The organism is Streptomyces sp. NPDC001796 (assembly GCF_042892355.1).
In the GTDB taxonomy this organism is placed as follows: domain Bacteria; phylum Actinomycetota; class Actinomycetes; order Streptomycetales; family Streptomycetaceae; genus Streptomyces.
In genome coordinates this window covers 618,795-630,517 of the sequence record NZ_JBIAUC010000003.1, presented here as the reverse complement: position 1 = coordinate 630,517, position 11,723 = coordinate 618,795, and the positions used below count along the sequence as shown (strand labels likewise).

Annotated in this window: 12 protein-coding genes and 1 pseudogene; 4 read left to right on the top strand and 9 right to left on the bottom strand. The window is 71.8% G+C overall.

The annotated features are described in order from the left end of the window. Positions 1–103: 103 nt before the first annotated feature. Positions 104–295 carry a hypothetical protein gene (locus tag ACFYZE_RS09620; RefSeq protein WP_388990558.1) on the top strand — a complete coding sequence of 64 codons (192 nt, stop codon included), beginning with the start codon at positions 104–106 and terminating at the stop codon, positions 293–295. Between the two features lie 30 nt (positions 296–325). On the opposite strand, the gene ACFYZE_RS09615 is transcribed toward ACFYZE_RS09620, so the two are convergent. Both ACFYZE_RS09615 and ACFYZE_RS09610 read right to left on the bottom strand, forming a co-directional pair. Next, positions 326–613, bottom strand: coding sequence for an ArsR family transcriptional regulator (locus ACFYZE_RS09615; RefSeq protein WP_388990556.1), 288 nt, complete (start codon positions 611–613; stop codon positions 326–328). A gap of 166 nt (positions 614–779) precedes the next feature. Further along, positions 780–1,235: pseudogene (locus ACFYZE_RS09610) on the bottom strand (glycosyl hydrolase 53 family protein); the annotation flags it as partial. Between the two features lie 246 nt (positions 1,236–1,481). On the opposite strand from ACFYZE_RS09610, the gene ACFYZE_RS09605 reads away from it, so the two are divergent. From ACFYZE_RS09605 to ACFYZE_RS09595, 3 genes are all read left to right on the top strand, one after another. Beyond that, positions 1,482–1,832, top strand: a complete 351-nt coding sequence (locus ACFYZE_RS09605; RefSeq protein ID WP_388990555.1) for a VOC family protein — start codon at positions 1,482–1,484, stop codon at positions 1,830–1,832. 80 nt (positions 1,833–1,912) lie between these two features. After that, a complete protein-coding gene (locus ACFYZE_RS09600) occupies positions 1,913–2,314 on the top strand; it encodes a MarR family winged helix-turn-helix transcriptional regulator (RefSeq protein WP_388990553.1) in 402 nt (133 codons plus the stop codon). A 188-nt stretch (positions 2,315–2,502) separates the two neighbouring features. Continuing rightward, the gene (locus ACFYZE_RS09595) at positions 2,503–2,667 is read left to right on the top strand and encodes a hypothetical protein (RefSeq protein WP_388990551.1); all 165 of its coding nucleotides are present in this window, start codon (positions 2,503–2,505) and stop codon (positions 2,665–2,667) included. Positions 2,668–2,714: 47 nt separating this feature from the next. Here ACFYZE_RS09595 and ACFYZE_RS09590 read toward each other — a convergent pair whose 3' ends face one another. The 7 genes from ACFYZE_RS09590 to ACFYZE_RS09560 all read right to left on the bottom strand — a co-directional run bounded on the left by ACFYZE_RS09590 (position 2,715) and on the right by ACFYZE_RS09560 (position 11,479). Beyond that, positions 2,715–3,800, bottom strand: coding sequence for a hypothetical protein (locus ACFYZE_RS09590; protein ID WP_388990549.1), 1,086 nt, complete (start codon positions 3,798–3,800; stop codon positions 2,715–2,717). Positions 3,801–3,900: 100 nt separating this feature from the next. Beyond that, complete coding sequence (locus ACFYZE_RS09585; protein ID WP_388990547.1) at positions 3,901–4,302, bottom strand: SseB family protein; 402 nt, start codon at positions 4,300–4,302, stop codon at positions 3,901–3,903. Positions 4,303–4,500: 198 nt separating this feature from the next. Beyond that, the gene (locus ACFYZE_RS09580) at positions 4,501–5,055 is read right to left on the bottom strand and encodes a cysteine hydrolase family protein (RefSeq protein ID WP_388990545.1); all 555 of its coding nucleotides are present in this window, start codon (positions 5,053–5,055) and stop codon (positions 4,501–4,503) included. Then, positions 5,052–6,548 carry a purine-cytosine permease family protein gene (locus tag ACFYZE_RS09575; protein ID WP_388990543.1) on the bottom strand — a complete coding sequence of 499 codons (1,497 nt, stop codon included), beginning with the start codon at positions 6,546–6,548 and terminating at the stop codon, positions 5,052–5,054. Before ACFYZE_RS09575 ends, ACFYZE_RS09580 begins: the two co-directional genes overlap by 4 nt. 478 nt (positions 6,549–7,026) lie before the next feature. After that, the gene (locus tag ACFYZE_RS09570; RefSeq protein ID WP_388990541.1) at positions 7,027–8,871 is read right to left on the bottom strand and encodes a phospholipase C; all 1,845 of its coding nucleotides are present in this window, start codon (positions 8,869–8,871) and stop codon (positions 7,027–7,029) included. Positions 8,872–9,038: 167 nt separating this feature from the next. Further along, a complete protein-coding gene (gene efeB, locus ACFYZE_RS09565; protein ID WP_388990539.1) occupies positions 9,039–10,277 on the bottom strand; it encodes an iron uptake transporter deferrochelatase/peroxidase subunit in 1,239 nt (412 codons plus the stop codon). Continuing rightward, positions 10,274–11,479 (bottom strand): EfeM/EfeO family lipoprotein, encoded by a 1,206-nt coding sequence (locus tag ACFYZE_RS09560; protein WP_388990537.1) that lies wholly within the window; start codon positions 11,477–11,479, stop codon positions 10,274–10,276. Before ACFYZE_RS09560 ends, efeB begins: the two co-directional genes overlap by 4 nt. Between the last annotated feature and the right edge of the window lie 244 nt (positions 11,480–11,723).

The following is an 11,723-nucleotide window of genomic DNA, read 5'->3' as shown; positions in this document are numbered from 1 at the left end:
GCGGCGGAGCACCGTTGGCGATCGTCCGCCAGTACATCGAGCAGCAAAAACGTCCGCTCTAACGTGCACGTCAGAGCAGTCCTGAGATGCATTCATCCCCGGCGTGAACGCCGGGGCTTTCTGCAAGAACCCCAGTAACCCGGTCGTCAGTGTCGTTCTGGGTGAGCAGGGCGGTCAGGCCCGCTGCTCCCTTGCCATCCGTGGCCGGCACGTGCAGAGCGCGACCGCCAGCGGCGAGTTCGGTCGGGCCACGTGCAGCGGCGAACTGCGCAGGGCCGCCGCCTCCGTGGGCTGACCGTACGCCGGGGGCCGGAGCGTGGGTGACTCACCACCCCTTCTCGAACATCCGCGCCACCCCGGCGATCCGTACCTCGTCGCGGCGGTAGTGGGTGCGGCGGCGGATTCGCCTTGTGCGGAGGGCGCCGATGGCAGCAAGGAGGCGCAGGTCGGACTCGGCGACGGAGCGGGGTACACCGAGTTTCGCGGCCACGGCGGCCGCGGTCACACCGTCCTCGGCGAGGTCGGTGTGCCGCTGGGACGGGAAGTGGGCTCCCGGGTCCTTCAGCCACTCCAGGATCCGCAGCCGCCTGTCGCCGGCGGGTCTCTTCAGCATCTCGTCCCTTCCGTACCGCCCTCTGGTCCCACTCTGCCGTGACGGAAGGTGCGGGGCCGAGGCCCGATCGGGCCGAACTGAGAAGGGCCGAACCGCCCCTTGTACGCGCGGGGCCCCGGCCGCACACGCGGCCGGGGCCCTGGCTCGCCGGTGGTTCGCCGGTGGTTCAGCGGTGGCTGAACCGGCTCATCGCCGGGGTCGCCTCGTTGTCGTAGTCGAACAGGGCCTGGTTCTCCCAGCCGTTGCCGGAGGACGGGTCGGTCGGGTCCCAGCCGTTGCCGGTGACCGCGGTCCAGGTGGCCTCCCAGTAGAAGACGCCGAGGCCGCGGCCGTTCGGCACGGCCTCCACGACGTTCAGCACGTCCCGCAGCCAGGCGGCCTGCCCGGCCGTGGTCGCGGGGTAGCCGTTCACCAGCTCACCGGTGGTGTCGATCTGGTTGGTCAGCGAGTCCTTGCTGTCCAGCCGGAAGGGGTAGGCAGTCTCGGCGACGAAGACCGGCTTGCCGTAGCGGGAGGCCGCGTCGTCGATGGTGCTCTGGAAGTCGGAGAGCGGGCCGTGCCAGTAGCCGTAGTAGGACAGGTCGATGGCGTCGAACTTCACCCCGTTCGCCACCGCGTTGTCGCGAGATGGTCCGCGTCCTGCTGGCGCAGATCGGCGGCGAGGACCCGGCGGCGGTGATCCTGCCGACGGAACTGGTGAAACGCGAGTCGACGTGACCGCACGGTCGCACGTGCGCGCCGCTCGGCCACCGAGCCGTCGGCGCCTCGTGCGACCGGTCAGTTTTGGAGAAGCCGTGCGCCGCTCCCTCTCCGTAGCGTGGAAGCACCGGCGAACGACGCCGGCCCATCCACCGCCGAGGAGCACACCATGACCACGGGCCTGCAGACCATCATCTACCCCGTCAAGGACCTGGCCGCGGCCAAGTCGATGTTCAGCGCCCTGCTGGGGACGGAGCCGTACGTGGACGAGTCCTACTACGTGGGGTTCCGGGTCGCCGGGCAGGACGTCGGGCTGGACCCGAACGGGCACGCCAAGGGCCTGACCGGGCCGGCGCCCTTCTGGCACGTGTCGGACATCAAGGCCCGGCTCGGGGCGCTGGTGGACGCCGGGGCCGAGGTGGTGCAGGACCTCCAGGACGTCGGTGGCGGCAGGCTGATCGCCTCGGTGAAGGACGCGGACGGCAACCTCGTGGGCCTTCTCCAGGACCCGGCCAAGTAGGGTTTCGCCCTCCGTGAAGTGCTTGCACACACACTAGTTGCAATGTAAACAACAGGGGTCTTTTCTGTTACCGTGCGGGTATGGCAGTGAAGACGGCCGACTCCCGGCTCGAGGAACAGTGGCGGGGCATCCTGTCGGTGCACGCGCGCACCATGTGCGAGATCGACCGTGTGCTCCACCCCCACGGTCTCGGCGCCAGCGACTTCGAGGTCCTCGACATCCTCGCCGCCGAGACGCCCGCCCACGGCGACCAGTGCCGGGTGCAGAACATCGCCGGGCGCGTCCATCTGAGCCAGAGCGCGCTGTCCCGGCTGATCGGGCGGCTGGAGAAGGACGGCCTGGTGCGACGCTCGGTGTGCGAGGAGGACCGGCGCGGGGTCTGGGTCGCCCTGACCGAGAAGGGCCGCGCGCTGCACGCCGAGGTGCTGCCGCTGCAACGCGAGGTCCTCGCCCGCACGCTGACGTCCTCGCCCGCACGCTGACGTCCTCGCCCGCACGCTGACGTCCTCGCCCGGCCGACCCGCCTGACCCGCGGCACGTGGTTGCCGGCCCGGCGCACCGCCGGCCCCGGCATCGGGCGCGCGATCGCATGCGTGGCCGCTCCGTGTGAACCTGGTGGTGCGGGCGCCGCGGCGCGCACGACATGGGCCAGGACAACCGGAGGGACGTCATGGAACAGGTCGGAGACAAGCCGGAAGAGGTACGCAGGCATCTCGAGGAGGAGCAGCGGCAACTCGAGGGGCAGCAGCCCTCAGGAAGTGGGGTCCGGCCGGACGACGAGGCCGAGCAGACGCCCGCCGACGACGAGGCCGACGTCTCCGGCAGGGATGCCTAGCACCTGTCTTTCGGACCAGGTCGGCCGGGGCCCTTGACCAGCCGCGCTCACCCCGTCGCCGGCCGCCGGTCCACCGGGCGGCGCGGCGGGATCTGGGGGCAGTCGAAGTCGCGGGGACCACTCCACAGCGCGGGTACGGCGTCGCAGCGGCGGCACAGTTCGTATGCGATCGCCTCGTAGTTGACCCGCCAGCCCTGGAAGTGCGGCCAGGCCTCCCGCGCCGTCCGCTCGGCCATGAAGCCCGTCGCCTCCAGCGTCGCCACGGCCGCGTCGAACTCGGTGAAGGTGAGGCGGATCGGGGCGTCGGGTGCCGGGTCGGCCTCGAACGGGAAGCGCAGCGAGCGGGCGATGTCGCGCAGGGCGGTGAACCCGGCCCGGAGCACCAACCGGGCCTCCGGTGGCGCGGCGCGCGGCGCGAGGGACAGCTGGATCGCCGCCGCGTCCATGACGGCGAGCATCCCGACCAGCCAGTTCCGGTACGGGCGCGGCGAGCGGAACGAGATCAGCACCGGGTAGGTGGAGTGGCTCTCGCCGATGTCGGCGGCCAGCCGCTCCCACGCACGGTACAGCTCGGGCAGCGCGGTCTCGGTTTCGACGAGCCACTGACGGGCCAGGATCTCCGGGCCCCAGGCGGGCTCGCCGGCCCGGGACTGCAGCAGGGTGACCTCCAGTTCACGGCGGTTGTAGGCGGCGTACAGGGTGGGCAGGTAGGCGATCTGCAGGGCGATGACCACGGGCCCGGTGGCCGCCGCCACGAAGTCCAGAGCGGACAGCCGCAGCCGCATGCCGCTGGCGAAGCCGAGCGTGAAGAGGCTGGAGCCCGCCTCACGGAACGCATTGCTCCAGCTCAGCGAGGACACGGAGGACAGCAGCAAGCCGTAACCCGCGAGCGCCCCACCGAGCCAGATGGCGAGCATGCCGATCAGGATCAGCGGGGCGAGCCAGGCCTGTGCCCGGTCGATGTCCTCGTAGCGGCCGCCGGGCGCGGCCAGCCGCAGCAACCGCCGCAGTGTCCACCACAGCCTGTACACGAGGATCGAGTACAGTCCGCGGGGCACCACGAGAGTGCGCACGATGCTGGAGAGCACGGTCACCAGGACCAGGGCGCCGGCGACGCCGGAGATCCATCTCATGCGGTCATTGTGGACCGCGCGGCCCGGCCCGCCTCGGCACAGCCGGTGCTCCAGGGCGTCGGGCGGGCCGCCACCCCCGACGCCGCCGTGCGCGTGAGCCCTACGGCCGGGCCAGCAGGGTGCGTACCCCGTCCGAATTGAGGGTCAGGCCGTGCGGGGAGGCCGCATCGATGGTGAGGGTGAGGTCGCTGGCTGGCCACTGGGACGCGAGCGCGCCGAGCGGCACCAGGCGGTAGCGGGAGACGAACGGCAGCAGGTCCGCCATCTCCGTCTCCGAGGTGAACACCGGCACGGTCTGTTCGCCGTCCGGCTGCTCCAGGACGGGCAGCGCGACGGTGTTCGGGTTGTTGGCGTCCTCCTCGCTGGCGTCGTCCGGGACGGGGACGAGCACATCGCTCCCGGCCAGCGTGTCCAGCGCCTCCACGTCCCGGGCGTCCACCGCAAGGGTGTCCAGTGCCGCCTGGGCCGCGGTCGGGTGGTGGTTCTTGTCCGGAGTGTCCATGGCAAATCCCCAGGTAGGTGCGGGCGGGCACGCCCCGGAACCAGAGGCTCCGGGCGCACTCCCGCCCACGTACCCATCCCGCGCCGGGCCATGCATGCCGCACGGGTCAGGTGTCGGCCCGGTCGGGGAGAACGGCTGCCGGATCGCGGGGCCACGGCCGGCGCGTGGGCCGGGGACGGCCGTCGGGTGCGACGCCTCTCAGACCCGCCGCTCCGCGAGCAGTTCCCCGGTGGTGACCACCCGGATCAGCGGGCGGTACAGGTCCATCACGCGCAGCGCCCGGTCGTGGGCGGTGTCGTCGGCGCCCGCGCAGGCGTCGGCGACCACCAGCACCTCGACTCCCGCGTCCGCGGCGGCAAGAGCCGTGGACAGCACGCAGCAGTCAGTGCTGACACCGGCCAGCACCAGACGGCCTCCGGGCCCGACACGCCCGGCCAGTTCGGGCGTCCACTTGCCGAACGTGGTCGCGTCCAGCACGTGCCGCGCCACGGCGGCGAAGTCGTCGGTCAGCCGCCACAGCGGGGCATGAGGCGGTTGCAGGGCGAAGGGCCACTGCTCGTAGTACGCCCGCCAGGCGCCCTCGGGCGTCCGGGGTGCCAGGAAGCGGGTGAAGGTGACGCGTTCCCCGAAGGCGGGCAGCAGGCGCCGCACGCCGTCCGCCGCATCCCGGAATCGGGGGGCGGCCCAGGGGCTCGCGGGATCGGCGAAGACGCGCTGCATGTCGATCACGGCGAGCAGATCGGCGGCGGTCATGCGATCGGTGCGCCTTCGTTCGTCGCCCGGCCCGTGGCCTGCTGCTCCTGCCGGTGCGCACGCCCGCGGCTGAGGACGAGAGTGCCGAGGAACCCCACCGCCAGGGCCGCCAGGACACCGAGGTTGGCGTACGCCCAGGCGCCCGATGTGCCGCCGAGGCCCGCGGGGCCGAGGAGATAGCCCTGCCAGTCCAGCCAGGTCGCTGCGGTGTTCGTCACCAGGCCCCAGCCGATCGCCGTTGCGGCGAGGGTCAGCAGCAGGGGTGTGAGCGGGACGTCGCCGTAGCGGCCTTGCGGGCGGTAGAGGTCGTCCTCGGCGTAGTCGCGGCGACGCAGGGCCAGGTCCGCGAGCATGACGCCGCACCAGGCCGCGATGGGGACGCCGAGCGTCGTGAGGAAGCCCATGAACGGGCCGAGGAAGTCTCCGGCGAAGAAGACGATGTAGACCGAGCCGGCGATCATCAGGATGCCGTCGACCAGAGCGGCCAGGGGGCGGGGTATCCGCAGACCGGCGGAGAGGAGCGCCAGGCCCGACGAGTAGATGTCCAGTACCGCGCCGCCCACGAGGCCGAGGACCGCGACCACCGCGAACGGGACCAGGAACCAGGTCGGCAGGATCGTGGTCAGCGCGCCGATGGGGTCGGCGGCGACGGCCTTGCTGAGGGTGTCGGACGAGCCTGCCAGCAGCAGCCCGAAGACCAGCAGGAGCAGGGGGGCGACCGAGGCGCCGAAGGTGGTCCAGCCGATCACGCCGCGGCTCGAGGAGGTGCGCGGCAGGTAACGGGAGTAGTCCGCGGCCGCGTTGACCCAGCCGAGCCCGAAGCCGGTCATCATGAAGACCAGGGCGCCGATGAACTCCTGGGTGGAGCCCGCCGGATGGGCACTGACCGTGTGCCAGTGGATGTGGTCGGCGACGAGGGCGATGTAGACGACGGTGAGCACGCCCGTGACCACGGTGATCACGGTCTGCAGGCGCATGATCAGGTCGAAGCCCATGACGCCGCCGACGACGGTCAGCGCGCCGACCAGGACGAGCGCCGCCACCTTGGTCCCGGTGCCGCCGCCCCAGCCGAGCCGTCCGAAGACGGTGGCGGTGGCCAGGGTGGCGAGTGCGGTCAGGACGGTCTCCCAGCCGACGGTGAGCATCCAGGAGATCACCGATGGCAGCCGGTTGCCGCGCACACCGTACGCGGCGCGGCTGAGCACCATCGTCGGGGCCGAGCCGCGCTTGCCCGCGACCGCTATGAAACCGCAGAGCAGGAAGGAGAACACGATCCCGATCGCCCCGGCTGCCAGCGCCTGCCAGAAGGAGATCCCGAAGCCGAGCGCGAAGGCGCCGTAGCTGAGTCCCAGGACGGAGACGTTGGCTCCGAACCAGGGCCAGAACAGCGTCCGCGGAGTGCCCTTGCGCTCGGCGTCGCCGATCACGTCGAGGCCGTGCGGCTCCACCTGGAACTGCCGTCCCCCGGGTCTGCTGTCGGAGGAGTCCGTCATCGTCGGCCTGCCTGTCTGGACGCGTTCGCCGCAGGCCCGGTCGGTCCGGGCCGGCGTCCAGGGTAAGCGAGCGCCGCGCGCGGTTCACCAGGCCCTGCCGCCCGGCCGGCCGAGGAGGCCGGACGCTCGCCGGCAGCCCTGCTGCCTCACCTGGGTGCCGTGCGCGATCCGGGTCCCAGCTCGTGGCGGATCGCCGACACGGGGGCCGGACGGCTCGACGCCTTCCGGGAGTTCGGCCGTGACGCCGTCAACCTGCTGCGGGCGCCTGCTGCCGGGCGCGCTGGTGGACCCGTGAGGCGGGCGCGCCGGTCAGCGATGCCGAGGGCCGCCCCTGGACCGCGCAGTCCGACAGCTTCCTCGTGGCACCGGCGGGGCTCCACGAGCGGCCGGTGGAGACACTCGGCCGCAGTGGCCGGCAGAAACGGGCGGTGGCCCCGGGATCGCCGGGGCCACCGCTCATGTGTGCGCATGTGCCCGATCAGGCGCCCGCGCGCTCCTTGCGGCGCAGGGTGAGGAAGGTGCCGGTGGCGCCGGCCGCGACGAGGGCGCCCGCCGCGATGCCCACCGGGAGGGCGGGGAAGGACGAGGCGTCCGTGCTGGCGGCCGTGTTCTGCATCGCCGGGCCGGGGGTGATGCTGGTGGCGACGGCCTTCACCGGGTGGATCGGGCCCACCGACTGGACCGAGCCGTCCGTGTTCAGCAGCACCTGCTTGTTGTTCGGGTGCCGGAAGTCGAACATGCCCGCCAGGGAGCCGGCGGTGGCGTCGAAGGAGTGGTCACCGATCCGGCCGGTGTGCCAGTTGTCCTCGATGAAACGGATGATGGAGGACTGGTCGGTCTGCGTGTGGTCGACCTTGTTGACCTTGCTGTACGGGGAGACCACAAGCAGCGGCTGGCGGGTGCCGGGGCCGCAGCGGTCCTGGTAGCCGCCGGCCGGGGCCGGGCCCGCCTGGCAGGCCGGGCTGTCGGTGGCCTTGCCGTTGGAGCCGGTCGAGGTGTCCGTGGAGCCGTTGCGCGGCTTGGCGTACGCGTGGTCGTACCAGCCGTCGGAGTCGTCGTAGGCGATGACGACCGCGGTCGACTTCCACTGCGGCGACTTCTGGATCGCGTTGATCTCGTCGACCAGGAAGTGCTGCTCGTCGATCGGGTCGGAGTAACCGGCGTGACCGTCCTGGTACTCGGCGGCCTTGAGGAAGCTGACCGCCGGCAGCTTGCCCGCCTTCAGGGCCGCGTCGAAGTCGGTCAGGTCGTAGTTGTGGTTCGCCTGCCCGTTGTGGCCGATTTCGTCGACGCTCTTCGGCGGCAGGTGGTGCGGGTTGGACGTCGACTTGTAGTACTCGAACGGCGAGTGGTGCGGGCTGTAGTCGACGACCGCGGCACCGCCGACGTTGGTGTGCGTGGTGTCGCACTTGGCGTAGTCGCCCTGCTTGCCGTCCCACGCGGTGGACGGACGGAAGCCGCCCTGGAACCAACCCCAGGTGACCTTCTTGGAGTTGAGCAGGTCACCGATGTTCTGGCCCTGCATCGCGGCCAGCGCGTTCTTGCTGGTGTGGTCCTTGCCGGAGCAGTCGTCGTAGGCCGGGTCCGGGTCGTTGATGACCGTGCCGACGCCCTTGGCGTCCGGCGACTGGACGGTGTACGAGTCCGGCGTCGAGGTCTGCTTGGGGTTCTCGGTGCCGGTGGTGGGGTCCACGGAGATGACGCCGTGCGTCTGCCCGGAGACCAGGTTGAGCGCGCCGGGGGTGGACGGGCCGTAGACCGAGCTGTAGGAGCGGTCGTTGAGGGCGTAGTGCTGGGCGTAGTTCCACAGCCCGGTGACGGTGTTGCCGTCGTAGTAGTCCATGACCAGGCCCGGCTCGCCGAACAGGGTGCCGGAGCACTTGCCGGAGTCGGTGTTCTGCACGAACTGGTCGTTCTTGCCGCCGTTGTACGCGTACTGCTCGGGCCCGTAGGCGTGGTTCTGGTCGCAGGTCATGGCCTGGGACGGAGTGAGCCGCTTGGGCGCGTACTGGTTGGGGTTCTTCGTCAGCAGCCCGGCGTTCGCCAGGGTGTCGATGTCCTTCGGGGTCTTCTTCGACGCCGTGAACTTCGTGCCGTCGGTGTTCGCGGCCTTGGGGTAGGTCGCGAAGTAGTGGTCGAAGGAGATGTTCTCGTCGAAGAGGACGACCACATGCTTGATCGGCGTGGCCGTCGAGGAGTGGGTCCCGTGGCCGTCCGGCGCCGCCGCCCAGGCGGGCGCGCCGGCCCCCAGGGCCGTGAGCGCGGCGGCGCTCGCGAGCGCGCCGAGGCTCCTCATCGTTGCTCGTCTACCTCTGCTGGCCATGCTGGTTCACCTTCCGGGCACGAACGTGATTGCGCCATACGGTCAGGGATGCTCTGCCGAACGAACGGCACGATGCTGGAGGCGCGGTGGCGGTCAAGTGAACACCGGGTCAGGGATGCCTAGGGAAATCTTGACCGCCTGTTGACCCGGCGGCGGCCCGTACCCGTTCAGGACGTTCCGGCCAGCAGTTCCCGTCCGTACCAGTCCGCGCTGTCCCGCACCCCGGGCAGGGCGAAGAAGTAGCCGCCGCCGAATGGCTTGATGTAGTCGGTGAGGGGTTCGCCCGCGAGGCGGCGCTGCACGGTCTCGAACTGCCGGGCGAGGTCCTGCTGGTAACAGCAGAACAACAGCCCCATGTCGAGGTTGCCGTTGCTGTCCAGCCCCGCGTCGTAGTTGTAGCCGCGGCGCAGGATCCGCTGGTCGGTCGTGGCCGCCGTGCGCGGGTTGGCCAGGCGTATGTGGGCGTCCAGCGGGATGACGTCGCCCTTGGGGTCGTTGGCGTAGTCGGGTGTGTCGTGCTCGGCGTCGCCGTCCAGGGGCGCGCCGGTCTCCCGGGACCGGCCGAACATCCGCTCCTGCTCGGTGAGGGAGACCCGGTCCCAGAACTCCACGAGCATGCGGATCAGCCGGACGACCTGGTAGCTGCCGCCGACGGCCCAGTCCGGTTCTCCCAGGCCGGGGCCCACCCACACCAGGCGGTTCATCTCGCGGGCGTCGGCGGTGTCCGGGTTGGCCGTGCCGTCCTTGAAGCCCATCAGGTTGCGCGGTGTGCCCGAGGGGCGGGGCGGGCTGGAGAAACCGTCGAGGCGCCAGCGGACCTGCAGGCCGCCGCGGGTGTGCCGGGCGATGTCGCGCAGGGCGTGCAACACGGTGTCCGCGTCGTCGGCGTGCAGCTGGAGGCTGAGGTCGCCGTGGCACCACTCGGGTCGGAGGTCGTCGTCGGGGAAGGACGGCATCGTCGTCAGCCTGCGCGGACGGTGACCGGAGAGGCCGAAGCGGTCGTCGAAGAGGGACGCGCCGACGCCGACGGTCACCGCGAGCGCACCGGTGGGCAGCCTCTCACCGAGGATGCCGGAGTCGGCGGGCGGGCCGGTGATGCCGACCGGCGAGGGCGTGCCACCGGAGGTGAGGAAGCGGGCGCGGGCGGTGAGGGTGCGCAGGAGGTCGCCGAGGTCGGCGCGGTTCTGGGCGGTCACGTCGAGGGCCGCGAACGCGGTGACCCGGCGCGGGGTGGCGAGCACCGACTGCTGGTGGGAGCCGTGGAACGGCGCGACTGGCGACGCACTCGCGCCTCCGGTGGCGGCCGGGGCCGCCGCGCCGCCCACCGCGAGCCCGGCGCCCGCGAGGGCCGCACCGCGCAGGAAGCCGCGCCGCCCGACCCCGTTGGTCTCCGCGGACGCGCTCACACCGTCCTCCGCGGGTCGCAGAGTGTCGCCACCGAGGCGAGTCGCTCGACCAGGTCGTCGAGGGCCGCGTCGACCTGTTCGCGCTGCGAGCGGTCCAGGCGGTCGAGCGGCGTCCAGCTCTCCTCGTGGTGGAAGCCGTCCAGCGTGTGCTGGGCACGGTCCAGTTCGCGGTCGAGGCCGGGCAGGTCCGGGTACCGGGTGGTGAGCAGGGGGTGCAGCCGGGACAGCACGGCGCGGGTGCCGTCGAGGTTGGCGCGTGCGGTGGCGAGGTTGCTGCCGCTGCCGTAGTCGGTCCGCCCGGTCAGCTCGAACTGCACGGTGTTCTCCAGGATCTCGTGTGCCCTCAGGCCCAGCTGCGCCGGGTCCATACGGGCCTGCGCCCAGCTGTCGCGCAGCGCGGTGACCGCCTTGACGAGGGCGCCCGCCGGGGCGCGCAGGGCAGCGGCCGTCTGGCCGTGCCACAGTCCGTACTCGATGCGGTGGAAGCCGGTGAAGGACGGGTCGTGGACGCCCCCGGCGAGTCCCGCGTCCGTTCCGTTGATCTGCTTGTCCGCGTCGCCGAAGGCGTCGTACGCCGCGCCCAGCCGCTCGTACTCCAGGTGCGCGGGGAGCCAGGCGGCCCTGGCCCCCTTGAGGTCGCCGCCGTCGATGGCGTCGTTCAGCCGTCCGGTCAGCCGTACGACCTGGTCAAGACCGCCCGCGACCCACTTCTGGTAGTCGATCGCCAGGGGGATCAGGTCGTGCTCGGTGACCGGGGCCGCCGCGGGCCCGGACTGTCCCGAGGTGATGCGGACAGTGGGGCCGGTGACCGCGTCGGCGTCGTCGGGCAGGCAGCTGAAGGCGTACGAGCCCTTGCCGAGGCGCACGGTCAACGCCCGTGTCGTGCCCGGGGCCAGGCCCTCCATCTCGCCGTAGACGGCCCTGGTGCGGGCGTCTTCGAGGTAGACCTCGGCGGGGCCGCTGGAGGTGTTGTGGAGATCGAAGACCTGCAGGCCGGGGACCGGCCGGTCCCAGCCCCGTCCGCAGCCGCTCGGTGACACCTCGACGGTGGTGTGCGGCAGCCCGTCGTCGGCGGCGGCCCGCGCGCGCCGGGCTCCGCCGAGGGCCGTGGCCAGCAGCGCCGTCGCCAGGACGAGGGTGAGGAGAGCTCCGCCCGCGGCCCAGAGTCGGGCCCGCCGTGATGCGAGGCCGGGCACCGGCATTTTGCTCCGCGCCTCCCCGGACGACGTGCGAACGTACCGACGCGCCCGGGTGCCGGGCGCGATCATTCATGCTAGGCAGCACGGTACGCCCGAACGGCCCTGCGACGGGGGCGGACACCAAGAGTTCCGTCAGGGTTCACCGGGTGCTCGCCGGGCGCGGTCGTCGTCAGTCCCAGCGGGCGCGGTCGTAGTCAGTCCCGCGGACCTCTTCACCGTGCCACGGGCCCGCACCCTTCGTACGCTG

Excerpts from the sequence above, each read along its gene's own strand:
- ACFYZE_RS09580 (WP_388990545.1), bottom strand. The coding sequence starts at position 5,055 with ATGACCGCCGCCGATCTGCTCGCCGTGATCGACATGCAGCGCGTCTTC.
- ACFYZE_RS09590 (WP_388990549.1), bottom strand. The coding sequence starts at position 3,800 with ATGAGATGGATCTCCGGCGTCGCCGGCGCCCTGGTCCTGGTGACCGTG.
- ACFYZE_RS09615 (WP_388990556.1), bottom strand. The coding sequence starts at position 613 with ATGCTGAAGAGACCCGCCGGCGACAGGCGGCTGCGGATCCTGGAGTGG.
- ACFYZE_RS09560 (WP_388990537.1), bottom strand. The coding sequence starts at position 11,479 with ATGCCGGTGCCCGGCCTCGCATCACGGCGGGCCCGACTCTGGGCCGCG.
- ACFYZE_RS09585 (WP_388990547.1), bottom strand. The coding sequence starts at position 4,302 with ATGGACACTCCGGACAAGAACCACCACCCGACCGCGGCCCAGGCGGCA.
- ACFYZE_RS09605 (WP_388990555.1), top strand. The coding sequence starts at position 1,482 with ATGACCACGGGCCTGCAGACCATCATCTACCCCGTCAAGGACCTGGCC.
- ACFYZE_RS09600 (WP_388990553.1), top strand. The coding sequence starts at position 1,913 with ATGGCAGTGAAGACGGCCGACTCCCGGCTCGAGGAACAGTGGCGGGGC.
- ACFYZE_RS09570 (WP_388990541.1), bottom strand. The coding sequence starts at position 8,871 with ATGGCCAGCAGAGGTAGACGAGCAACGATGAGGAGCCTCGGCGCGCTC.
- ACFYZE_RS09595 (WP_388990551.1), top strand. The coding sequence starts at position 2,503 with ATGGAACAGGTCGGAGACAAGCCGGAAGAGGTACGCAGGCATCTCGAG.
- ACFYZE_RS09575 (WP_388990543.1), bottom strand. The coding sequence starts at position 6,548 with ATGACGGACTCCTCCGACAGCAGACCCGGGGGACGGCAGTTCCAGGTG.